Source organism: Nocardia cyriacigeorgica GUH-2 (assembly GCF_000284035.1).
Classification (GTDB): domain Bacteria; phylum Actinomycetota; class Actinomycetes; order Mycobacteriales; family Mycobacteriaceae; genus Nocardia; species Nocardia cyriacigeorgica_B.
The window spans coordinates 3,906,518-3,929,167 of sequence record NC_016887.1 but is presented as its reverse complement, the minus strand read 5'-3'; the positions used below and the strand labels follow the sequence as shown (position 1 = coordinate 3,929,167).

Annotated in this window: 17 protein-coding genes; 10 read left to right on the top strand and 7 right to left on the bottom strand. The window is 69.5% G+C overall.

Annotated elements, in window-relative coordinates:
* Positions 1-40: 40 nt before the first annotated feature.
* Positions 41-1,045: a malate dehydrogenase gene (locus NOCYR_RS17705; protein ID WP_048833488.1), complete on the top strand. Its 1,005-nt coding sequence runs from the start codon at positions 41-43 to the stop codon at positions 1,043-1,045.
* A 5-nt stretch (positions 1,046-1,050) separates the two neighbouring features.
* On the opposite strand, the gene NOCYR_RS17700 is transcribed toward NOCYR_RS17705, so the two are convergent.
* From NOCYR_RS17700 to NOCYR_RS17685, 4 genes are all read right to left on the bottom strand, one after another.
* Positions 1,051-2,121, bottom strand: coding sequence for a 2-oxoacid:ferredoxin oxidoreductase subunit beta (locus NOCYR_RS17700; RefSeq protein ID WP_014351771.1), 1,071 nt, complete (start codon positions 2,119-2,121; stop codon positions 1,051-1,053).
* Complete coding sequence (locus tag NOCYR_RS17695; protein ID WP_014351770.1) at positions 2,118-4,085, bottom strand: 2-oxoacid:acceptor oxidoreductase subunit alpha; 1,968 nt, start codon at positions 4,083-4,085, stop codon at positions 2,118-2,120. The genes NOCYR_RS17700 and NOCYR_RS17695 overlap by 4 nt, the downstream gene beginning before the upstream one ends.
* A gap of 123 nt (positions 4,086-4,208) precedes the next feature.
* On the bottom strand, positions 4,209-5,225 hold the full coding sequence (locus NOCYR_RS17690; protein WP_014351769.1) for an Rv2578c family radical SAM protein: 1,017 nt from the start codon (positions 5,223-5,225) through the stop codon (positions 4,209-4,211).
* Between the two features lie 31 nt (positions 5,226-5,256).
* Positions 5,257-6,261, bottom strand: coding sequence for an NAD-dependent epimerase/dehydratase family protein (locus tag NOCYR_RS17685; RefSeq protein ID WP_048833487.1), 1,005 nt, complete (start codon positions 6,259-6,261; stop codon positions 5,257-5,259).
* Positions 6,262-6,481: 220 nt separating this feature from the next.
* On the opposite strand from NOCYR_RS17685, the gene NOCYR_RS17680 reads away from it, so the two are divergent.
* The gene (locus tag NOCYR_RS17680; protein WP_014351767.1) at positions 6,482-6,811 is read left to right on the top strand and encodes a type VII secretion target; all 330 of its coding nucleotides are present in this window, start codon (positions 6,482-6,484) and stop codon (positions 6,809-6,811) included.
* Positions 6,808-8,484 (top strand): hypothetical protein, encoded by a 1,677-nt coding sequence (locus tag NOCYR_RS17675; RefSeq protein WP_014351766.1) that lies wholly within the window; start codon positions 6,808-6,810, stop codon positions 8,482-8,484. Before NOCYR_RS17680 ends, NOCYR_RS17675 begins: the two co-directional genes overlap by 4 nt.
* A gap of 109 nt (positions 8,485-8,593) precedes the next feature.
* Here the strand turns inward: NOCYR_RS17675 and NOCYR_RS17670 are convergent, their stop codons facing one another.
* On the bottom strand, positions 8,594-9,514 hold the full coding sequence (locus tag NOCYR_RS17670) for a neutral zinc metallopeptidase (protein WP_014351765.1): 921 nt from the start codon (positions 9,512-9,514) through the stop codon (positions 8,594-8,596).
* Between the two features lie 138 nt (positions 9,515-9,652).
* Here NOCYR_RS17670 and aspS point away from each other — a divergent pair, with 138 nt between their 5' ends.
* Positions 9,653-11,476, top strand: coding sequence for an aspartate--tRNA ligase (gene aspS / locus NOCYR_RS17665; protein WP_014351764.1), 1,824 nt, complete (start codon positions 9,653-9,655; stop codon positions 11,474-11,476).
* A gap of 60 nt (positions 11,477-11,536) precedes the next feature.
* Here the strand turns inward: aspS and NOCYR_RS17660 are convergent, their stop codons facing one another.
* Positions 11,537-12,472, bottom strand: coding sequence for a hypothetical protein (locus tag NOCYR_RS17660; RefSeq protein ID WP_014351763.1), 936 nt, complete (start codon positions 12,470-12,472; stop codon positions 11,537-11,539).
* A gap of 192 nt (positions 12,473-12,664) precedes the next feature.
* Here NOCYR_RS17660 and NOCYR_RS17655 point away from each other — a divergent pair, with 192 nt between their 5' ends.
* Positions 12,665-13,834 (top strand): phosphotransferase family protein, encoded by a 1,170-nt coding sequence (locus NOCYR_RS17655; RefSeq protein WP_048833486.1) that lies wholly within the window; start codon positions 12,665-12,667, stop codon positions 13,832-13,834.
* Between the two features lie 6 nt (positions 13,835-13,840).
* On the opposite strand, the gene NOCYR_RS17650 is transcribed toward NOCYR_RS17655, so the two are convergent.
* On the bottom strand, positions 13,841-15,460 hold the full coding sequence (locus NOCYR_RS17650; protein WP_014351761.1) for an alkaline phosphatase D family protein: 1,620 nt from the start codon (positions 15,458-15,460) through the stop codon (positions 13,841-13,843).
* 214 nt (positions 15,461-15,674) lie between these two features.
* Here NOCYR_RS17650 and NOCYR_RS17645 point away from each other — a divergent pair, with 214 nt between their 5' ends.
* The 5 genes from NOCYR_RS17645 (at position 15,675) to NOCYR_RS17625 (ending at position 22,643) form a co-directional block, all read left to right on the top strand.
* Entirely contained in the window at positions 15,675-17,024 is a 1,350-nt protein-coding gene (locus tag NOCYR_RS17645; RefSeq protein WP_014351760.1) for a replication-associated recombination protein A, read from the top strand.
* 67 nt (positions 17,025-17,091) lie between these two features.
* Complete coding sequence (alaS, locus tag NOCYR_RS17640) at positions 17,092-19,758, top strand: alanine--tRNA ligase (RefSeq protein ID WP_014351759.1); 2,667 nt, start codon at positions 17,092-17,094, stop codon at positions 19,756-19,758.
* Entirely contained in the window at positions 19,758-20,315 is a 558-nt protein-coding gene (ruvX, locus tag NOCYR_RS17635; RefSeq protein ID WP_014351758.1) for a Holliday junction resolvase RuvX, read from the top strand. The genes alaS and ruvX overlap by 1 nt, the downstream gene beginning before the upstream one ends.
* The gene (gene mltG / locus NOCYR_RS17630; protein ID WP_014351757.1) at positions 20,312-21,826 is read left to right on the top strand and encodes an endolytic transglycosylase MltG; all 1,515 of its coding nucleotides are present in this window, start codon (positions 20,312-20,314) and stop codon (positions 21,824-21,826) included. Before ruvX ends, mltG begins: the two co-directional genes overlap by 4 nt.
* Positions 21,816-22,643, top strand: coding sequence for a shikimate dehydrogenase (locus NOCYR_RS17625; RefSeq protein ID WP_014351756.1), 828 nt, complete (start codon positions 21,816-21,818; stop codon positions 22,641-22,643). Before mltG ends, NOCYR_RS17625 begins: the two co-directional genes overlap by 11 nt.
* Positions 22,644-22,650 lie beyond the last annotated feature (7 nt).

Sequence of the window (22,650 nt, the reverse complement as noted above, 5' to 3'; positions counted from 1 at the left end):
GAAAACGCCAGATCATCCGGCCGACCGCTGAGGAGTCGCTGTGAGTGCTGCCGCCCGACCCGCGCCCGTGACCGTCGCCGTGACCGGCGCGGCCGGCCAGATCGCCTACGGATTGCTCTTCCGGATCGCCTCCGGTGCGATGCTGGGCCCCGACACCCCGATCCGGCTGCGGTTGCTCGAGATTCCGGCCGCGGTGGCCTCGCTGGAGGGTGTCGCGATGGAGCTGGAGGACGGTGCCTTCCCGCTGCTGGAATCGGTCGATATCAGCGACGATCCGTGGGAGGGCTTCGACGGCGCGAATATCGCGCTGCTGGTCGGCGCCCGGCCGCGCACCGCCGGAATGGAGCGCGGGGATCTGCTGGCCGCCAACGGCCCGATCTTCACCGATCAGGGCGCCGCGATCAACGCCAGCGCCGCCGAGGACGTCAAGGTGCTGGTGGTGGGCAACCCGGCCAACACCAACGCCTACATCGCCATGTCCAACGCCCCCGACGTGCCGGCCGAACGGTTCACCGCGATGACCCGGCTCGACCACAACCGGGCCATCGCCCAGCTGGCCAAGAAGACCGGCGCCCCGGCCGCCGCGATCGAGCGGGTCGCGATCTGGGGAAACCATTCGGCGACCCAATACCCCGATCTCAGCCACGCCACCGTCGCCGGACGCCCGGCGCTCGAGGTGGTGGACGCCGACTGGGTGCGCGAGGATTTCCTGCCCACCGTGCAGCAGCGCGGCACCGCCATCATCCAGGCGCGCGGCGCCTCCTCGGCCGCCAGCGCCGCCAGCGCCGCGATCGATCACATCCACGATTGGGTGCTCGGCAGCGCCGGCGACTGGGTGTCGATGGCGGTGCCTTCCGACGGCTCCTACGGCGTGCCCGAGGGCCTGATCAGCTCGTTCCCGGTGACCTGCGCGCACGGCGGATACACCATCGTGCCGGACCTGGAGATCGACGAGTTCTCCCGCGCGCGCATCGACGCCTCGGTCGCCGAACTCGACGCCGAACGCGCCGCGGTGATCGATCTGGGGTTCGCCAAGCCGGCCTGAGCCGCTCAGATCGTCCAGGTTTCGGTACCGGTCAGCAGTTCTTGCAGATCGGCGCGGCGGCCCTGCTTCGCCGCCGCGGTCTGGGCGCGCACGGCGTCGTCGTAGGTGGGGCGGCTGACGTCGCGGAAGACGCCGGTGACGACATGGGAGAGGTCCTGATCGGACAACCGCGACAGCGCGTAGGCGTACTCGGGGGAGTCGGCTCGGGCGTCGTGCACCACGATCTCACGCTCGTCGACGTCGGCGGTGCGGGCCACCGCGAGACCGAAACCGGAACGCACCACCGCGAATTCGCAATCGGCACCGAAGACGATGGGCTGCCCGTCGCGCAACGCGATCAGCCGGGCCGCGCTGTCGCCGCGGCGCAGCACGTCGAAGGAGCCGTCGTTGAAGATCGGGCAATCCTGCAAAATCTCCACGAACGAGGTGCCCCGGTGCGCGGTGGCCGCGCGCAACACCTCGGTGAGCCCGGCGCGATCGGAATCCAGCGCTCGCGCGGCAAAGGTGGCTTCGGCGCCCAGGGCCACCGACAGCGTGTTGAATGGGTGATCCACCGAACCCATCGGCGTCGATTTGGTGACTTTGCCGGGCTCGGAGGTGGGCGAGTACTGGCCTTTGGTCAGGCCGTAGATCCGGTTGTTGAACAGCAGGATCGTCAGGTTGACGTTGCGACGCAGCGCGTGGATCAGGTGGTTGCCGCCGATCGAGAGCGCGTCGCCGTCGCCGGTCACCACCCACACCGACAGATCCGGCCTGGTCACCGCCAGACCCGTGGCGAGGGCGGGTGCCCGGCCGTGGATGGAATGGATGCCGTAGGCGTCGAGGTAGTACGGGAACCGGCTGGAACAGCCGATCCCCGAAACGAACATCAGGTTCTCCTTGCGCACCCCGAGCTCGGCCAGGAAGCCGCGCACGGTCGCCAGGATGACGTAGTCGCCGCAGCCCGGGCACCAGCGCACCTCTTGATCGGAGGCGAAATCCTTGGCCTTGTGCGGGGTGTCCGAGCGCGGCACCGCCGCGGTGCCCGAAGCGTCGGGCATGCCGAGGAAGGCGCCGGTGGTGTCGATGATGGTCATGAGCGGCCCCCGGGGCTGCGGTAGGTGGCCCGCGCCCGGGCGGCGAAGGCCTTGTCCTGTTCCATGTCGTCGAGTGATCCGTCGAGCGCGGCGTCGATGACGCCGACGAGTTCCTGCGCGGAGAACGCGGTGCCGGCGATCTTGGTCCACGGGCGCACATCCACCAGGTAGCGCGCCCGCAGCAGCGTCGCGAGCTGGCCGCCGTTCATTTCCGGCGCGACGACGGTGCGGTAGCCGCGCAGCAGCTCGCCCAGGTTCGGTGGAAGCGGATTGAGGTGACGTAGATGCACATGCGCGACCGGGACGCCGCGGCGCCGGGCCCGGCGGCAGGCCTCGCCGATCGGGCCGTAGGAGCTGCCCCAGCCCACCAGCAGCAGCTCCGCGCGCCCGTCCGGGTCGTCGGCCTCGGCCGGCGGGACCGTGATGGCGTCGATCTTGGCCTGGCGCAACCGAACCATGAGCTCGTGGTTGGCCGGATCGTAGGAGATCTCGCCGCTGCCGTCGGACTTCTCCAGCCCGCCGATGCGATGGGCGAGACCGGCGGTTCCGGGGACCGCGAGCGGGCGGGCCAGCGTCTCCGGATCGCGGGCATACGGCTGGAACGGGCCGTCGCCGGTGGCCTCGGTCTCGAAGCCGGGATCGATCGGCGCCAGCTCGTCCACCCGCGGAATCGCCCACGGCTCCGAACCATTGGCGATCGAGCCGTCGGACAGCAGTAGCACCGGTGTGCGATAGGTCAGCGCGATGCGGGCCGCCTCGACCGCGGTGTCGAAACAATCGGCCGGTGAGCGCGGCGCCAGCACCGCGACCGGCGATTCGCCGTTGCGGCCGTAGAGGGCCTGGAGCAGATCGGCCTGCTCGGTCTTGGTCGGCAGGCCGGTCGACGGTCCACCGCGCTGCACATCGATGATCACCAGCGGTAGCTCGGTCATCACCGCCAGCCCGATGGTCTCGCTCTTCAGCGACAGCCCGGGCCCGGAGGTGCTGGTGACGCCGAGCGCGCCACCGAGTGCGGCGCCGAGCGCGGCCCCGATGCCGGCGATCTCGTCCTCGGCCTGGAAGGTGGTGACGTCGAAACCCTTGTGCCTGCTCAGTTCGTGCAGGATGTCGGAGGCCGGGGTGATCGGATACGAACCGAGGAAGACCGGTAGGCCCGATAGCTGCCCCGCGGTGATCAACCCGTAGGCGAGGGCGGTGTTGCCGGTGATCTGCCGATAGGTGCCCGGCGGCAGGGCCGCGCGGGCGACGGTGTAGGTGGTCGCGAAACTCTCGGTGGTCTCGCCGTAGTTCCAGCCGGCGTGAAAGGCCAGGATATTGGCCTCGGCGACGGCGGGGGAGCCGGCGAACTTCTCCCGCATGAACCGTTCGGTGCCGCCGAGCTCGCGCCCGTACATCCACGACAGCAGGCCGAGGGCGAACATATTCTTGGCGCGCTGGGCGGCCTTCTTGCCGACGTCGGCCGATTCGGTGGCGGCCAGCGTCAGCGAACTCATCGGCACCGCATGCACCACCACATCGGCCAGCGTGCCGTCGGTGCGCGGATCGCTGGTGTAGCCGACACGGGCCAGGTTGCGGGCGGTGAATTCGTCGGTATCGACGATGACGGTGCCGCCACGAGGCAGATCGGCGAGGTTGGCTTTCAACGCGGCCGGATTCATCGCCACCAGGACATCGGGCTGATCGCCTGCGGTGAGGATGTCGTGGTCGGCGATCTGGATCTGGAACGAGGAGACACCGGGCAGCGTGCCCTGGGGCGCGCGGATCTCGGCGGGGAAGCTCGGCTGGGTGGCGAGGTCGTTACCGAAGGCGGCCGCCTCATGGGTGAAGCGGTCGCCGGTCAGCTGCATGCCGTCGCCGGAATCACCCGCGAACCGGATCACCACGCGATCCAGGGCGGTGGCACCGGGCCGGACCGCCGAGCCGGCTTCGCCCGTGCGGCCTGCGGTGTCGTGCTGGTAATCCATGTGCCTGCTTCACTTCCTGTCGAAGAGAGCTGCCCCTGGCCAACCTACTCCGCTCGGCGGGTGGGGTGCCGGGAAAGCGCGTGGATCGTGGGCGCGTCGCACCACGTCAGCGCGGCGCGACCGTCAGGCGAACAGGGCCAGCTGAGGATCGGCGGCCGCCGGAGCCTGGGCCGCCGTCTCGGCGGGCTCGGCGACGTCGCGGGTGAGGCGGTGTCGTTCCAGCAGCGGGTCGATGCGGCCGCGCAACCAGCGCGAGTATTCGGGCGTGACGTAGGCGCCGCGGCCGTAGAGCTGGCGGTAGCGGCGCAGCAGCGCCGGATGGGTCTCGGCGAGCCAGCCGAGGAACCAGCCGCGGGTGCTGCCCCGCAGATGCATGGGAAAGGCGACGACGCTGCGCGCGCCGGCCGCGGCGATGGCGGCGAACAGCTCGTCGAGGTGGGCGCTGCTGTCGGTGAGGTAGGGGATCACCGGGGCCACCATCACATCGACCTCGAAACCGGCGTCGGCGAGTGCGCGCACCAGCTCCAGCCGGGCCTTGGGCGCCGGGGTGCCCGGTTCGACGCTGCGATGCAGGTCGGGATCGAGCATGGCCAGCGAGACGCCGATATGCACCGGGACCTGACGTGCGGCCAGCGTGAGCAACGGCAGGTCGCGGCGCAGCAGCGTGCCCTTGGTGAGGATGGAGAACGGAGTACCGGAATCGGTGAGGGCCCGGATGATGCCGGGCATCAGCCGGTATCGGCCCTCGGCGCGCTGATAGGGATCGGTGTTCGTACCGAGGGCGACGGTTTCGCGATGCCAGCTGCGGCGGGCGAGTTCGCGCCGCAGCACCGCGGCGATATTGGTCTTGACCACGATCTGGTTGTCGAAATCCGAACCGGCATCCAGATCCAGGTATTCGTGGGTGCCGCGGGCGAAGCAGTACCGGCAGGCGTGCGAGCATCCGCGCATCGGGTTGATCGTCCACCGGAACGGCAGCCCCGACTCCTCGGGCATCTTGTTCAGCGCGCTCTTACAGAGCACCTCGTGAAAAGTGATGCCGTCGAATTCGGGGGTCTGTACAGTTCGGACGAAGCCTGCCCGGTCCAGGCCGGGCAGCGCGCCGTCGTCGGCGTCCAGGGTCTGGCTTTGCCACCGCACCCCGCTAGTCGAACATGCGTTCTAACCGGTGTCAAGCGATCTGCCGCGATTGCGGCGGTGTGCTGCCGGTCGGATCGGCGAAGAACGCGACCAGGTCGCGCACCGTTTCGGTCAGCGGGCGCGGCTGGTAGCCGAGTTCGCGAGTCGCCTTGCCGTGGTCCACGATCGGCGCCGACACCAGCGCGCCGATGGCGGCCTTGGAGACGATGTCGGTGCCGAGGCGCTTGCCGATCGGCTCGAGTACCGGCATGAGCCCGGTGATCACCTTGGGCGAGATGACAAACCGCGGGCCCTTCTTGCCGTTGATCTCGGCCGCGGTGCGGCAGACATCGAGCATCGAGGTCATTTCGCCGCCGAGCAGGTAATTCTCACCCGTGCGGCCCTTTTCGCCGGCGAGGATCAGGCCCTCGGCCACATCGCGCACGTCCACCAGGTCGAAACCGCCGCCGATCATCGCGGGCACCCGGCCCATCGAGGCATCGCGCAGGGTGCGGTTGATCCGCGACAGCGGGGAGCTCAGATCGCGCGGGCCGTAGACGCCGGTCGGATTGCACAGCACGGCGTCCAGGCCCTGCTCGATGACCGCGCGCAGCTCGATCTCGCCCTGCCATTTGGAGCGGTCGTAGACCGGCAGCGACGGGTCGGTCGAGCGCACCGAGGTCTCGTCGATACTGCCGCCGCAGGTGTACTGGTCGAAGGCGTGGATGGAGCTGGCGTGCACCATCCGCCGGACGCCGGTGGCCAGCGCGGCCTCGGCCACCACGCGCACGCCCTCGGTGTTCACCCGCCAGGCCAGGTCGTTCTTCTCGGCCAGGGTGATCACCGCGACCAGGTGGTAGACGATCTCCGCGCCGGCCAGCGCCGAGCGCATGGATTCGGGGTCGAGGACGTCGGCGGAGACCCAGGTGACGCCCGCCGGGCCGGGCTGCTGCGGCACGACGCGATCAATCGCCGTGATCTCGTGTCCGCGATCGGCGAGCAGGGGGAGCAAATTCGTGCCAAGGTACCCGGCTGCGCCGGTCACTGCGACCTTCATGTGACAGAGGATATAGAACTTGTTCTAAATTGCAACACGTTCCAGTTTTGCTGCGCGCGTGCGAGAGGGGTCGAGCGGTGTCGGTGTCGTCGGCTATATTGGGCCGCAACCGAAGCGGCCGTGCTGTCGGGTGAACTTGCGCTGTAGGGGCAGACGAGCGGACGTTCGAACAACGCGATGTTGACGACACTGATGTTGATGAGGATTGGGGGGCAGCTCCATGAGTGATGTCTCGGTAGAAACCGAAGGGCTCCGCGCGTTCGGTGCCACGAACGCGGCGATCGCGGGCGATATCGCCGGGGCGGGGAATATGGATGTGGTCGCCAGCGTCTCGGCGATGACTCCGGTGTTCGGGCTGATCGGCGCCGATTATCTGCTGTCGTTCGCGGCGGCCCAGGTCTTGCAGGCACGCGATATCCAGGATCTGTCCGACAAGTACGCCAAGCTGTCGCAGGCGGCGTTCAGCTCGGCGACCAATTACGACGTCACCGATCTCGGTAATGCCGGCGATCTCGGCAAGGTCGCCGGTGAGATCGGCGGTGCCCTGTGAAGCCGCTGGATTCCTCGGGTGCCTCCGGCGTGATCGCGCCGGAAGCCGAACAGTCGCTGGTCGAGCAGGTCCGCGATCAGGCCGCCGCGGCCGCGCAGCAGGCGTCGTCGGTGCCGTTCGAGCAGCAGGCGGTTCTCGATCTGCCGATGCCGCAGCTGCCTGCCGATCTGCCGCCGATCGAGCCGCCGGAATTCGTACTGGCACAAAAGATCACCGACGAGGGGCCGGGTATCGGCGCGGCACCGGTCGGCATGCCGGGGCTGTCGGGTCTCGGTGCGCCCGTGTCGGCGCCCGACGATGTGCTCAGCGGTCTGCCGCCGGAGGCGTCGGCGCTGATCGGTGATGCCGAAGCGGTGATCAACCACGCCGCGGCTCCGGTCCTCGAGGCGGCCCAGGGTGTGCTCGGGCAGGCCGGCGGTGCGGTGAGCAATGTGCTCGGCGGATCCTCGGCCGCCGGTGCCGCCTCGGCCGCGGGTGCGGCGGCCGCCCCGGCCGCTGCGGCGCTGCCTGCCCTGCCCGCCGACCCGGTCGGTGCCCTGATGAGCGGTATCGCGCTGCCCGCGCTGCCGGGTATCGACATGCTGTTCAAGCCGATCCTGGATCTGCTCGGCAGCTTCGGCACCGGCGTCATGGGTGCCTTCGACCCCACCGCCATCCTGAGCCAGTCCTCCAAGGTCATCGAGATGGCGATGCAGGTCGGCAAGGGCAGCCTCGGCGCCGTCGAACAGGTCTGGCAGAGCCAGGCCGCCACCGCAGCCCAGGACGCCGGCCAGAAAGCCAACAGCGAAGGCCACGAGACCAGCCAGCGCGGCATCGACATCTCCGAGCTCACCCAGCGCGCGGCCGCCGTCGTGCAGCAGGGCAACGCGCAGCTCACCACAATCGCCACCTCGTTCGCCAGCCAGGCCGTCGCGCTCGCGCCGGTGATCATGACCCCGCCCGCGCAGGCCACGCTGATGGCCACGGCCACCGAACATCTCGGCCAGGCGGTCAGCGTCGTCAACGCCACTCGCGGTGATCTGGCAGGCAAGACCGCCGAACTCAACGGGCTGGTCAGTCAGCTGGTCGGGCAGAACGGCCCGGCGCCCCAGGAGATCGCGCAGGCGGTCATGCAGAACGTCGGCGAACCGCTCATGGCCCAGGCCGAAGAGGTCGCGACCACCGCGGCCGGCTTCGATTCCGGCGCCAGCGGCACCAATGGCCTGTCGACCAGCGCGGCCGGTTACGGCAGCGGCGGATCGGCCGGCACCGGCGGTGGCACCGGGGCGTTCGGCACGGGCGGATTCGGTCGTGGCGGTGGCGGCGGCTCGGTGGGCCGCGGCGGCAGCGGCGGAGTGGCGGGCATTCCGTCCCTGCCCGGCACCTCGGGCGCACCGGGCGGTGTCGCGCTGCCCGGCGGTATGCGCGCACCCGTCGCCGGTATGCCGATGGGTTCGGGCCTGGGCACCACACCGGCGTCGAGTTCTGGTTTCATGGGCGGCCCCGGCGCGGCCGGCGCCGCGGGACAGCGCAACAACAACGACGACGAGCACTCACGCAACGTCGACCCGTACCGCAGCCGCACCGGCAACGACGATCTCACCGGTCCGCTGGGTGAATCCACGCCGGAGGTCATCGGCGCTACCAATACCGACGAGGGCGACGGCTCCGACTACTACCAGGACCAGTTCTAGAACTCCGTCCCGTCCGGCCCGTCAACGACGACGGCCTCGCACCGAAACCGGTGCGAGGCCGTTGTTTTCGTCAGCTGGTGGCGGCGCCGAGGACAGGCTCAGGTGCGTCTCAGTGCGCGGCCGGGTTGTTCAGATCGCGGGCGGAATAGGTGTCGCACGCCTGCACCTGCCCGGTCTGATATCCGGCGAGGAACCACTTCTGGCGCTGTTCGGACGAACCGTGCGTCCACGCTTCCGGATTCACCCGGCCCTGCGCAGCGCGCTGGATCCGGTCGTCGCCGACCGCCGACGCCGCCGACAACGCGTCGCGGATGTCGGTATCGGTGAGCTTTTCCAGGAACGGCCGGCCGTCGCCGCCCGGTGCGGGCATCTTGTCGGCGAAATGCGCCCAGATCCCGGCATAGCAATCGGCCTGCAACTCGGTGCGCACCGCGCCGGACTCCGGGCCGCGCGGGTCGCGCTGGGCGCGTCCGATATCGCCGAGCAGGGTCTGGATGTGGTGGCCGAACTCGTGCGCGACCACGTACTCCTGGGCCAGCGGACCGCCACTGGAACCGAACCGGTCGACCAGCTCCTGGAAGAAGCTGACATCGAAGTAGGCAGTCTGATCGGCCGGGCAGTAGAACGGGCCGACCGCGCTGGTGGCATTGCCGCAGCCGGTCGACACGGCGCCGGAGAACAACACCAGCTTCGGCTCCACGTACTCGACGCCGGTCTGTTTCGGCAGTTCGGCCGACCACACCGCGTCCAGGCTCTGCGCGGTGAGCACCACCCGGCAGTCGACGTAGCGGTTGGCGTCCGCGGCCGTCTTGCAGTGCTCAGGCGTGCCTGCGGTCGGCTGGGACTGCACATCCTGGGCGCCGGTGAACTGGCCGAGTACCGAACCGGGATCGCCGCCCAGCAGCAGCGTCAGCACCAGCACGATGAGCCCGCCCGCGCCGCCGCCGAGGGCCAGCTTGCCGCCCATCCCGGGTCCACCACCGGATGACGCTCGATTCGGGTCGATCTGCATACCCTCGCTGAAGGTCATGAGAATCCCTATCTGTGACGTGTCCGCTACAGCTTCGCACGCGCGGACCCGATATCGGTTTCCGCTCGGCGAATGTGTCTCACTACGATGGCTGGCACCGGGAGGCGTTCCGGTGCCACATTCGTCGAAAGGAACATCGTGCTGCGCACCCACTTGGCTGGTTCGCTGCGAAGCGAGCACGCCGGTCAGACCGTCACCCTCAGCGGCTGGGTGGCCCGGCGGCGTGACCACGGTGGCGTGATCTTCATCGATCTGCGCGACGCCTCCGGAGTGGCGCAGGTGGTGTTCCGGGAAGGTGCGGCCGCCGAGCAGGCGCATCGGCTGCGCGCGGAGTACTGCGTCAAGGTCACCGGCGTGGTCGAACAGCGTCCCGCGGGCAACGAGAACCCCGAGCTGCCCACCGGCGCCATCGAGGTCAACGTCAGCGAGCTCGAGGTGCTCAACGAGAGCGCGCCGCTGCCGTTCCAGCTCGATGAGCAGCCCGGTGAGGAGGCCCGGCTCACCCATCGTTACCTGGACCTGCGCCGGGAGGGCCCGGCCCACGCCATCCGGCTGCGGTCCAAGGTCAACGCCGCCGCCCGCCGCGTGCTGGCCCGCCACGAGTTCGTCGAGGTGGAGACCCCCACCCTGACCCGCTCGACCCCGGAGGGCGCCCGCGACTTCCTGGTGCCCGCGCGCTTGCAGCCCGGCAACTTCTACGCCCTGCCGCAGAGCCCGCAGCTGTTCAAGCAGCTGCTGATGGTCGGCGGCATCGAGCGCTACTACCAGATCGCGCGCTGCTACCGCGACGAAGACTTCCGCGCCGACCGTCAGCCCGAGTTCACTCAGCTCGACATCGAGATGAGCTTCATCCGCCAGGAGGACGTGATCCTGCTGGCCGAGGAGATCCTGGTCGCGCTGTGGGAGCTGATCGGCTACGAGATCCCCACCCCGATTCCGCATATGACCTACCACGAGGCGATGCGGCGCTTCGGCACCGATAAGCCCGACCTGCGCTTCGGTGTGGAGATCACCGAATGCACGGAGTTCTTCAAAGACACTCCGTTCCGGGTGTTCCAGGCGCCGTATGTCGGCGCGGTGGTGATGCCGGGTGGTGCGAGCCAGCCGCGTCGTCAGCTCGATGCCTGGCAGGAATGGGCCAAGCAGCGCGGCGCCAAGGGGCTGGCCTATGTGCTGATCGACGAGGACGGCGGGCTCGGCGGGCCGGTCGCCAAGAATCTCAGCGAGACCGAACGCGCCACCCTCGCCGACCATGTCGGTGCCAAGCCGGGTGACTGCGTGTTCTTCGCCGCCGGCGCGCCCAAGGCGCAGCGTGCCCTGCTGGGCGCCGCGCGTGGCGAGATCGCGCGCAAGGTCGGGCTGATCGACGAGAACGCCTGGTCGTTCGTGTGGATCGTGGACGCGCCGCTGTTCGAGCCCGCTGCCGAGGCGACCGCGAGTGGTGATGTCGCGCTGGGCTATTCGGCCTGGACCGCGGTGCACCACGCGTTCACCTCGCCGAAGCCCGAGTCGATGGACACCTTCGACACCGACCCGGGCTCGGCGCTGGCCTACGCCTACGACATCGTCTGCAACGGCAACGAGATCGGCGGCGGCAGCATCCGCATCCATCGCCGCGACGTGCAGGAGCGGGTGTTCCAGGTGATGGGTATCAGCCATGAGGAGGCGCAGGAGAAGTTCGGATTCCTGTTGGACGCCTTCGCTTTCGGCGCCCCGCCGCATGGCGGCATCGCCTTCGGCTGGGACCGGATCACCGCGTTGCTCGCCGGTATGGACTCCATCCGCGAGGTGATCGCCTTCCCGAAGACCGGTGGCGGCGTCGACCCGCTGACCGACGCGCCCGCGCCCATCACCGCGCAGCAGCGCAAGGAAGCCGGGCTCGACGCCAAGCCGGAAGTCAAGGGCGTGACCCAGGTTTCGGCCGACGGCGTGCCCGCCGAGACCGAAACCGCCAAGCGCTAGCGGCTTACGTCCCGACGGCCGGCTCCTGCGGGGGCCGGCCGTCGGCGTGTCGGGGGCCACTCAGATCGGCGAGACTTGCCCGCCGGTCATGGTGCGGTAGGCGTAGGTGACGGCGATGGTGGCCACCGGGCCTGCGACCAGCAGGCCGAAACCGCAGGCCAGCAGGCCCAACAGCGCCACAACCAGGACCGTCAGCATGAGCAGCAGCACTGGCCAGATATTGGTGATCACCAGTTTGACGCTGGACGTGATGGCCTCGATCGGACCCTGGTTCTGATCGATGACGAAATGTAGCGAGAACATGCAGCCCATGCCGACGGCGATGCCCGGCAGCAGGCACAGCGCGGAGGCGAGGGTGGTGGCGAGGAACGCCAGCACCGCGGTCAGCAGCACATTGCCCGCGTTGCCGATATGGAAGTAGGACCCGAAAGTCGCTGGATAGCCGTTGGTTTCATACAGCGCACCGCGCACCATCGCCGCTTGCAGCAACCACAGACCCACCATGACCGCGAGGAACAGCACGAGCACCGTCAGCGCCGAGCGCGGCGCGAGCAGCTGCACGACCACCACGAACAGCAGGTAGATCACCAGCCCGAGCGCGCTCACCGCCAGCCAGGGACCAGGATTTCGCCGGAATTTCTCCCAGCCGTAACTGAGCGCGTGGCCCACATCGAGCGGGGCGGGCACACCGGTTCCGGTCTGGTGCAGATAGCCGTAGGTCGGCGCCTGCGGATCGGGCCCGGTTCCCGGCGGGCCGTAGGTGGGCTGCGGTGGCGACTGATCCGGCGGCGGCGCGGGTTCGACCGGTTCGTTGCCGTACTGCGCCGCGCCCGGGCCGTCGAACTGCGGGTATCCTGCGGCGCCCGGCATTTCGTGACGGCCGTGCCCGGACGGATAGGACGCGGCCGGGTCGCCGCCGGAGGCCGGCCCGGTGCCGCCGCCCGGCGCGGGCTTGTCGCCGGACGGTTGCGGCGTGGCGGATGGTGTGTCGGTCACGGTGGTCGACCTTTCGGGTCAGCTGGTTTGCGGTGTGGCGCACGGTAGTTGACGACCAGGAAACAGCACGGCAGCCATCGTCTCAAGTGATCGGCGCGCACTACCAGAGCGGCGCGCGGACACGCCGAGCGACACGGAAAGGTTGCCCAACCGCTCGCTAGAAGTGACCCGATGCGAGTACTTTGATCAGTGATGACCGCACTATTGGCCGAACGCGCCACCGAAGTCGTGTCCGCAGCACAACAGTTGCTCACAAAGCGCATGGGTGCTCCGGTGAAGCTGAGCGATCCGATCGAACTCAGCGGTAGTGGTAGGACGACGGTCCTACGCGTGCGAGTTGCCGAGAACGCCTTCTCGCTTCCGCGAACTCTCATTCTCAAGCAGGTGCGCGGCGCCGCACCGATGCCGCGCAACGTCGGCATCACCCCGGGCGTCGCCAGCATCGACTCCGCGTTCCTGCGTGAGGCGGTGTCCTACCAGTTCACCACCGCGCTCAGCCGCGAGCAGCGCCCTGGTGCCTACCTCATCGCGCACAGCCTGCCCGATCGGCTGCTCGTGCTCAGCGACCTGGGGGAGAACACCTCGCTCACCACCGTGCTGCGCTCGGGCGCCGAACCGGCCACCCAGAACGCCATGATGGCGTTCGCGCAGGCCCTGGGCCGGATGCACGCCGCGACCGTGGGCCGCGAGGCCGATTTCGTCGCGCTGCTACGCCGGGTGGATGTGGCCCACCGCATCGACGGCATCGCCCAGCAGGCCGAGGCCGCCGTCGCCGAGGTGCCCGCCCTGCTGCTGCGTGAACTCGGCATCGAGGTGCCCGAGGAACTGGCCACCAAGATCACCCACGGTTCCCGGCTGTTCTCCGGCGGCCGGTTCCGGGCCTTCAGCCCGTCCGATCTGTGTCCGGACAACGTCATCCTCAACGACGAGGGCGCCCGCATCCTCGACTACGAGTGGGGCGGCTTCCGCGACGCCACCCTCGACATCGCCTACGCGCTGGTCTCCTTCCCGGGCTGCCTGTGCGATGTGGAACTGTCGCGCGAGCGCGCCGCCCATATGGTCGAGGCCTGGCGCGCCGAGGTCGTCGGCGTCTGGCCCGCCCTCGCCGACGACGCCCTGCTCGCCGAGAAGATCCTGGAAGCGCGCCTGATCTGGGTGTGGCTGTCCACCTACTGGTTCCTGCCCGCCGACCACGGCCGCATCGCCGCCGCCCGCGAACACGGACTGTCGGTGCCGCGCTCGGACGCGCTGATCAACCGCTGGGCCGCCCTCGCCGAGGACGCGCGCGTCACCGGCGACGACGTCATCGGCGATTTCGCCGAGGCGATGACGGCGGTGCTCGTGGAGCGCTGGGCGGAATAGCACCGATCAGCTCGCGGGCGTAGTCCTCGGCTCCATCCGCCCACCTGCCGGTACCGCGAACGACGCACCGTGGCGCAAACCCGTCCGCGGGTCGGTGACATCGACGACGTAGAACCAGTCCATCTGCGTCTGCGCGGCAGTCACCTCGAGCACGCCGAACCCGTGTGAATCCAGCTCGACGTAGCGCAGATGCCGGTTGACGCCCTTGATCGCTTCCTCCACCGGCACCGCGGCCGTGCGCGGCGGCGCCTGCATCACCTCACCGAGACTCGACGAGGTCACCGACGGCACCACGAACTCCGCGCCGGCGCTGGGGCCGGCCGGATCGGCGGCGTTGACCGGCAAATCCGCCGCCCAGGAGGAGTGGATATCGCCGGTGAGGAACACCACGTCCGACACCCCGTACTCGGTGATCGCCCGGTACAGCCGGGCCCGATCGGCGGTGTAGCCGTCCCACTGGTCGGCATTGACCGGCAGACCGGACTGCGGGATGCCCAGCGCCTGGGTGAAGGCGGCGGTCGTCGCCGGATCCAGCGGCGGGAACACCAGCGGTGCGATCATCACCGAATTGCCCACCAGCTTCCACCGCGCCGTCGACGACGTCAGCCCGGCGGTCAGCCAGTCCATCTGCGCCCGGCCGGTCAGCGTGCGCTGCGGATTGTCCACCTCACGCCAGCCCGCGCCGGGCTTCACCTCCTGATCGCGGTAGCTGCGCAGATCCAGCATCGACAGCTCGGCCAGGGTGCCGAAGCGCAGCCGGCGATAGATCTGCACACCCGAACCCGAACGCGACGCCCGCACCGGCATCCATTCCAGATAGGCGCGCGCCGAGGCCGCTTTGCGGTCGGCCCACGGGCCCTGCACCGCAGGATCGTGCTTGCCGGAGCCGCCGGACCAGGAATTGTCGGCGGACTCGTGATCGTCCCAGGTGCAGATGAACGGCAGCAGGGCGTGCAGGCGTTGCAGGTCGGGATCGGTTTTGTACTGGGCGTGGCGGATGCGGTAGTCGGCGAGGGAGACGATCTCGTTGGCCGGATCGTGCGGCCGGACCGAGCCGGTGCGGCCGCCGTATTCGCCCCGGCCGTACTCGTAGAGGTAGTCACCCAGATGCACGATGGCGTCGAGGTCGGCGCGATCGGCCAGATGACGGTAGGCGCCGAAGAACCCGGCCTCCCAGTTCGCGCACGACACCACACCGAAGCGCAGCCCGTCGGGCGAGGCGCCGAGGGCGGGTGCGGTGCGGGTCCGCCCGACCGGTGAACTCTGGCCGAGGGCGGTGAACCGGTAGAAGTACACGCAGCCCGGCGCCAAGCCGGTGACGTCGACCTTCACCGTGTGGTCGGTATCGGCGGTGGCGGTGGCCGCGCCGGAAGCGGTGATCGCGGCGAAGTTCTCGTCGGCCGCCACCTCCCAGCGCACGGTCGCGGCCGCCCCGGCCCCCGAGCCGGGGGTGGCGTCGTCGGCGACGGTGACCCGGGTCCAGATGATCACCGCGTCGGGCAGTGGATCGCCGGAGGCGACGCCGTGGCGGAAGACCGGGTTATCGGCGTGGGCCGGCGCGGCGAGCGCGAGGCCCGCCCCGGCCACCGCGACCGCACCGCCTGCCAGGACCGTGCGTCGCCGCACCGCCGCAGTATCTGAAACGAGCACGTTATCAGCCACGAGTATTGATCACATCCCATCGGCGGAGTGCTCGCAAATCGAACCGCCGCGCGGCAGTCCGATCCGCACCCCGGGTGTGTCGGACCCGGCCGGTAGCGTCGTCCACGATGAGCGAGCGAACTACGAACGCGGCCGAGCGGTCGCTCACCACACGGCCCGGCGCGGAAGGAGGTACGTCATGAGCGATGGGTTGTTCGACGTTCCGGGCGCGGCCTCGGCCGGAACCTCCGATACCGAGCTCACCTTTCGCGGACCCGGGGCTGCGGCACCGCTGGCGGTGCGTATGCGCCCGGCCACGCTCGACGAGGTGCTCGGCCAGAACCATCTGCTCGGCCCCGGCTCACCGCTGCGCAGGCTGATCGAGGGCTCCGGGGCGGCATCGGTGCTGCTGTACGGCCCGCCCGGCACCGGTAAGACCACCCTCGCCTCGCTGATCTCGCAGGCCACCGGCCGCCGGTTCGAGGCGCTGTCGGCGTTGTCGGCGGGAGTGAAAGAGGTGCGCGCGGTCATCGACCTGGCGCGCAGGCGGCTGACCGCGGGCGAGCAGACGGTGCTGTTCATCGACGAGGTGCACCGGTTCTCCAAGACCCAGCAGGATGCGCTGCTGGCCGCGGTGGAGAACCGGATCGTGCTGCTGGTCGGTGCGACCACGGAGAACCCCTCGTTCTCGGTGGTCTCGCCGCTGCTGTCGCGGTCGCTGGTGCTGCAACTGCGGTCGCTGACCGACGACGATATCCGCGCCGTGGTGCGCCGCGCCGCCGAGAACCCGCGCGGGCTCGACGGGCACTACACCGTCACCGACGCCGCCCTCGACCACATCGTGCGCATCGCCGGCGGTGATGCGCGCCGCGCGCTCACCGCGCTGGAAGCGTCGGCGGAATCGTCGCTGGACGGCACCGTGGACGTCGATCTGGTGGAGGCCAGCGTCGACAAGGCCGCAGTGCGCTACGACCGCGCCGGCGACCAGCACTACGACGTGATCAGCGCGTTCATCAAATCCATCCGCGGCTCCGATGTCGACGCCGCGCTGCACTACCTGGCCCGGATGCTGAGCGCGGGGGAGGACCCGCGCTTCATCGCGCGCCGGTTGATGATCCACGCCAGCGAGGACATCGGCATGGCCGACCCGACCGCCTTGCAGACCGCCACCGCGGCGGCGCAGGTGGTGCAACTGGTCGGGCTGCCCGAATGCCGGCTCGCGCTGGCCCAGGCCACCATCCACCTGGCCACCGCACCCAAATCCGGCGCCGTGGTTGCCGCCATCGGGGCCGCAATGGCCGACGTGTCGGCGGGCAAGGCCGGTGCGGTGCCGCCGCATCTGCGCGACGGTCATTACGCGGGCGCGGCGATGCTGGGGCACGCGCAGGGCTATCGCTATCCGCACAACGATCCCGGCGGCGTGCTGGCCCAGCAGTATCCGCCCGACGAACTCGTCGGCGTCGACTACTACCACCCGACCGACCACGGCCATGAGCGCGCGGTCGGCCCCCGGGTGGAGAAGTTGCGCCGCATCGTCCGCGGCGAGTGAGCCGGTGTGAGGTAGTCGGCCGACGCGATGAAAAACCGGGTGCACCGCACCGGTAGGCTGGATATCTGTGCAGACCCACGAGATCCGACGGCGATTCCTGGACCATTTCGTGCGCGCCGGGCATACCGAGGTGCCCAGCGCCTCGTTGATCCTCGACGACCCGAACCTGCTGTTCGTCAATGCGGGCATGGTGCAGTTCAAGCCGTACTTCCTCGGCCAGGAGACCCCGCCGTTCCCGCGGGCGACGAGCGTGCAGAAATGCGTGCGCACCGGGGATATCGAAGAAGTGGGCATCACCACCCGGCACAACACCTTCTTCCAGATGGCAGGCAACTTCTCCTTCGGTGACTACTTCAAAGAGGGCGCGATCGCCTTCGCCTGGGAGCTGATCACCAAGTCGCAGGAGGACGGCGGCTACGGGTTCGATCCGGAGCGCATCTGGGTCACCGCCTACGAATCCGATCCGGAGGCCGCCGAGATCTGGCGCCGCGTCGCCGGAATCCCGCAAGAGCGCATCCAGTTCCGCGACGGCAAGGACAACTACTGGGACATGGGCGTGCCCGGGCCCGGCGGTCCCTGCTCGGAGATCTACTACGACCGCGGCCCCGAATACGGCAAGGACGGCGGCCCGGTCGCCGACGAGGACCGCTACCTGGAGATCTGGAACCTGGTCTTCATGCAGGACATCCGCGGTGAGCTGAGCCCCAAGCTGGGCCATCCGCCGGTCGGGGTGCTGCCGAAGAAGAACATCGACACCGGCATGGGTATCGAGCGCATCGCGCTGCTGCTGCAGGGCGTCGACAACGTCTACGAGACCGACCTGCTGCGCCCGATCATCGACAAGGCCGAGGCGCTCACCGGCCGCTCCTACGGCGTCGAGCACGCCGACGACGTGCGCTTCCGCGTGATCGCCGACCATGCCCGCACCGCGGCCATGCTGATCGCCGACGGCGTCAACCCCGGCAACGACGGCCGCGGCTATGTGCTGCGCCGCCTGCTGCGCCGCATCGTGCGTTCGGCGCGCCTGCTGGGCGCCGAGAAGCCGGTGATGGGCGAGTTCATGAAGGTCGTCAGCGAGCTGATGTCGCCGTCGTACCCGGAGCTGGCCACCGACTACAGCCGCATCGAGACCGTCGCGGTGGGCGAGGAGACCGCCTTCCTCAAGACCCTCAACACCGGTTCCAAGCTGTTCGACGACACCGCCGACCAGGTCAAGGCCGCCGGCGGGAAGACCATCGCCGGCTCGGACGCGTTCACCCTGCACGACACCTACGGCTTCCCCATCGACCTCACCCTGGAGATGGCCGCCGAGGCCGGGCTCTCGGTCGACGAAGAGGGCTTCCGCTCGCTGATGGCCGAGCAGCGCCGTCGCGCCAAGGAAGACGCCCAGGCCCGCAAGCACGCGCACGCCGACCTGTCGGTGTACAAGGAACTCGTCGACCGCGGCGCCACCGAATTCACCGGCTTCGACGAGCTCACCTCCGAAGCGCATGTGCTGGCGCTCATCGCCGACGGCGTGCGGGTGCCCACGGCCACCGCGGGCAACGACGTCGAGGTGATCCTGGACCGCAGCCCGCTCTACGCCGAGTCCGGCGGCCAGATCGCCGACCGCGGCTCCATCACCGCCTCCGGGCTGAAACTGCGGGTCAACGACGTGCAGAAGATCGCCAAGAAGGTGTGGGTGCACAAGTGCACCGTGGAGCAGGGCCAGATCACCGAGGGTGACGTGGTGCTCGCCCAGGCCGATCCGGCCTGGCGGCGCGGCGCGACCCAGGGCCACTCCGGCACGCACATGGTGCACGCCGCGCTGCGGCAGGTGCTCGGTCCGAACGCGGTGCAGGCCGGTTCGCTGAACAAGCCGGGCTACCTGCGTTTCGACTTCAACTGGCAGGGCCAGCTGTCGGAGCAGCAGAAGGCCGATATCGAGGCCGTCTCCAACGACGGTGTCGGCGCCGACTACCCGGTCAACACCTTCATCACCGATCTGCCCAAGGCCAAGCAGATGGGCGCGCTCGCGCTCTTCGGCGAGAACTACGGCGATCAAGTGCGCGTGGTGGAGATCGGCGGCCCGTTCTCGATGGAGCTGTGCGGCGGCACGCATGTGCAGCACTCCTCGCAGATCGGTCCGATCACCCTGCTCGGTGAGTCGTCGGTCGGCTCGGGTGTGCGGCGCGTGGAGGCCTTCGTCGGCCTGGATTCCTACAAGTACCTGGCCAAGGAGCGCGCGCTACTGGCCGGTGTGGCTTCGGCGCTGAAGGTGCCCTCCGATGAGGTCCCGGCCCGGGTGGAGCAGCTGGTGGAGCGGCTGAAGGTGGCCGAGAAGGAACTCGAGCGCACTAAGGTCGCGGCCGTGCTCGCCTCCGCGGGCACTCTGGCCGAGGGCGCCGAACGTCTCGGTGAGCTGCTGCTGGTCGCCGCCGCAGCGCCGGAGGGCGTCGCGGCCGGCGATCTGCGCACGTTGGCCACCGATGTCCGCGGCCGCCTCGGCACCCACCCGGCGATTGTGGTGCTGCTCGGCAACACCGACGGCAAGGTGCCGTTTGTCGTCGCGGTGAACAAGCCGGCCCAGGAACTCGGTGTCAAGGCCGGTGACCTCGTCGCCAGCTTCGGTCCGGCTATTTCCGGACGGGGCGGTGGTAAGCCGGAGATGGCCCAGGGCGCGGGCTCGGATCCGTCGGGTATCGCGGCCGGGCTGGCCGCGGTCCGGGCTCGGGTGGCCGAACTCGCCGGCTGATGGGTGAACCCGGAAGCACCGAACATCGGGGCGATCGGCCGGATCCGGCCACCGACCCGGGACGGGGCAGGCGCATCGCGATCGATGTCGGCAGCGTGCGTATCGGGGTGGCCTCCAGCGACCCCGATGGCATCCTCGCCACCCCCGTGGAAACCGTGCCGCGCGCCAAACCGAACCCGCGCGCGGCCGGTCCCGGGCCCGACATCGCCAGGATTGCCGACATTGTGCGGGAATACGAGGCCGTCGAAATCGTCGTCGGCTTGCCGCGCACATTACGCGGGGAAAAGGGGAATGCCGCTACGCTGGCAATCGCATTCGCCGACCGTTTGCGGTCGGTGGTGGCCCCGGTGCCGGTACGGCTTTCCGACGAACGTTTGACTACGGTGTCAGCTGCACGTGCATTGCGGGACAGCGGAGTTCGCGCACGCGGCCAGCGGCAGGTGATCGATCAAGCGGCTGCCGTGTCGATCCTGCAAGGATGGTTGGACGAACGGAGTTCGGTGTTGAAGTCGGTCGAAGAAGCGGTACGCCGCGCGTCGTCCGGAGACGATGCATGACGGATCGGTGGGCGCGGGCCGAAGAACGCTACCGTCAGCGAGAAGCCGAACGGCGCTACCGCCGCGACGATCAGGCGTGGGGGCGAGACAGTCGCGTGGAGGCGGACGCGACCGGTGCGGCGGACGAGGAGTGGAACTACCTCGACGACGACGACACCACCGTCATTCCCCGCTATACCGACGATGATGACCTGATCGAGCCCGAACCGGAGCCCGAGCCCGAACCGGAGCCGGTGCGGCGCACCGCCACCCGCACCAAGAGCGCGCCGCGGTCGCGGCCTCGCGCGCAAGCGACCGAACCGCGCCGCGGTGGCAAGCAGCGGCCGGGGTCGCGCACCAAGAAGAAATCCCGGGTGGCGTCTCGGAAGGCGGCCGAACGCAAACGCCGCAGGCGCACCATGCTGCTCGTCGCCGCCGTCTTCGCCATCCTGTTCGTCGGGGCGGCCGGTTTCGCGGGGATGAAGCTGATGGACGGCTACACCCCGGCCGAGGACTTCGCCGGTCCCGCCGGGCCTCCGGTGGTCGTGCGGGTCAACCAGGGCGAGACCGCCACCGAGATCGCCGAGACGATGGCCGAGAAGGGCGTGGTCGCCAGCAGCGCCGCCTTCTACGAAGCCGCCGTGCGCAATTCGAATATGAACTCGGTGCAGCCCGGCTACTACGCGATTCCGAGCCACAGTCCGGCCGTCGACGCGGTGGCCGCGCTGGTGAAGCCGGAGTCGCGGGTGGGCAATCTGGTCATCTCCGAGGGCAGGCAGCTGCACGACCAGCACGATGTGAACACCGGGGCCCGCAAGGAAGGCATCTACACCAAGATCGCCGCGGCCAGCTGCATCGGCACCGACTGCGTCACCTATCAGGAGCTGGAAGCCGCGGGCGCGAGCATGGACCTGGCGGCGCTCGGGGTGCCGGAATGGGCGATGGAATCGGTGCGCCAGGTGCCCGATCGCGCGCGTCAGCTGGAGGGCCTGATCGCCGCGGGCAGTTGGGATTTCGACCCGAGCGGTTCGCCCGAGCAGATCCTGAAAGAACTGGTCAGCGCCAGCGCCGCGCTCTACGAATCCACCGGCCTGCTGCAATCGGGCGCCGAGACCGGGCTGACGCCGTACGAGACGCTCATCGCCGCCTCGCTGGTCGAACGCGAAGCCCTGCCGCAGGACATGGGCAAGGTCGCGCGGGTGATCGTGAACCGGTTGAAGGTGGACCAGCCGCTGCAATTCGACTCGACGGTGAACTACGCCCTCGACACCACCGAGGTCGCCACCACCGACGCCGACCGGGCCCGGGTGACCCCGTGGAACACCTACGCCATGGCCGGACTGCCCGCCACGCCCATCGCGGCGCCGTCGGCGGCGGCGCTGCGCGCGGTGGAGCAACCCGAACCGGGACCGTGGCTGTACTTCGTCACCATCGATCAGCAGGGCACCACGCTGTTCACTCAGAGCTACAGCGAGCATCTGCGCAATATCGACCGCGCCATGGAAAGCGGGATCCTCGACAGTGGCCGCTGAGTTCTCCGAGGTACGCAAGGCGGCGGTGCTGGGTAGTCCGATCGCGCATTCGCGTTCGCCGCAGCTGCATCTGGCCGCCTACCGTGCGCTCGGGTTGCCGTGGACCTATGAGCGCATCGAATGCACCGCCGACCAGCTGCCCGGCCTGGTCGACGGACTCGGCCCGGAATGGGTTGGCCTGTCGGTGACGATGCCGGGCAAGGAAGCCGCGCTGGCCTACGCCACCGAACGCACCGAGCGCGCGGAGCTGGTCGGCTCGGCCAACACCCTGGTGCGCATCGACAACGGCTGGCGCGCGGACTGCACCGACGTCGACGGGGTGCTCGGCGCCCTGCGCGGCGGTGGGGTCGAGGCCTTGTCGGAAGCCGTGGTCCTCGGTGCCGGCGGTACCGCCCGGCCGGCGCTGCTCGCGCTGGCCGAACTGGGAGCCGCGACGGTGACGATCGTGGCCCGCGACGCCGGTCGGGCCGCGAGCGCGGTCGATCTCGCGCAGCGGCTCGGACTCACCGCCACCGTCATCGGCTTCGACCCGGCCGAGGTCGGCGCCGCTGCCGCCCGCTCGGGTGCCGCGGTGAGCACCGTGCCGCCCGCGGCCGCCGCCGCGGTGGCCGAGGCGGTGTCCACCGCACCGGTGGTGCTGGATGCGATCTACAACCCGTGGCCGACCCCGCTCGCCGAGGCGGTAGCCGCGGCCGGGCACACCGTCGTCAGCGGACTCGACATGCTGATCAATCAGGCCTATGGGCAGGTCGAGCAGTTCACCGGACATCCGGCGCCGCGTGCCGCGATGGCCGCCGCGCTCGACGGCCTGGGCTGAGCCGGTT